The organism is Lederbergia graminis (genome assembly GCF_042655485.1).
Classification (GTDB): domain Bacteria; phylum Bacillota; class Bacilli; order Bacillales; family Bacillaceae_C; genus Lederbergia; species Lederbergia graminis.
The window spans coordinates 1-608 of record NZ_JBHSMC010000032.1 but is presented as its reverse complement, the minus strand read 5'-3'; the positions used below and the strand labels follow the sequence as shown (position 1 = coordinate 608).

Here is a 608-nt window from a genome sequence, read left to right as displayed (position 1 = left end):
GTTTACGGCGTGGACTACCAGGGTATCTAATCCTGTTCGCTCCCCACGCTTTCGCGCCTCAGCGTCAGTTACAGACCAAAGAGCCGCCTTCGCCACTGGTGTTCCTCCACATCTCTACGCATTTCACCGCTACACGTGGAATTCCGCTCTTCTCTTCTGCACTCAAGTCCCCCAGTTTCCAATGACCGTTCGTGGTTGAGCCACGAGATTTCACATCAGACTTAAGAGACCGCCTGCGCGCGCTTTACGCCCAATAATTCCGGACAACGCTTGCCACCTACGTATTACCGCGGCTGCTGGCACGTAGTTAGCCGTGGCTTTCTGGTCAGGTACCGTCAAGGTACCGGCAGTTACTCCGATACTTGTTCTTCCCTGATAACAGAGTTTTACGATCCGAAGACCTTCATCACTCACGCGGCGTTGCTCCGTCAGACTTTCGTCCATTGCGGAAGATTCCCTACTGCTGCCTCCCGTAGGAGTCTGGGCCGTGTCTCAGTCCCAGTGTGGCCGATCACCCTCTCAGGTCGGCTACGCATCGTCGCCTTGGTGAGCCGTTACCTCACCAACTAGCTAATGCGCCGCGGGCCCATCTGTAAGTGACAGCCGAA

At 55.9% G+C, this 608-nt stretch carries 1 rRNA gene; it reads right to left on the bottom strand.

What is annotated here, in order from left to right:
- A 16S ribosomal RNA gene (locus ACFPM4_RS19085) occupies positions 1 to 608 on the bottom strand; the annotation flags it as partial.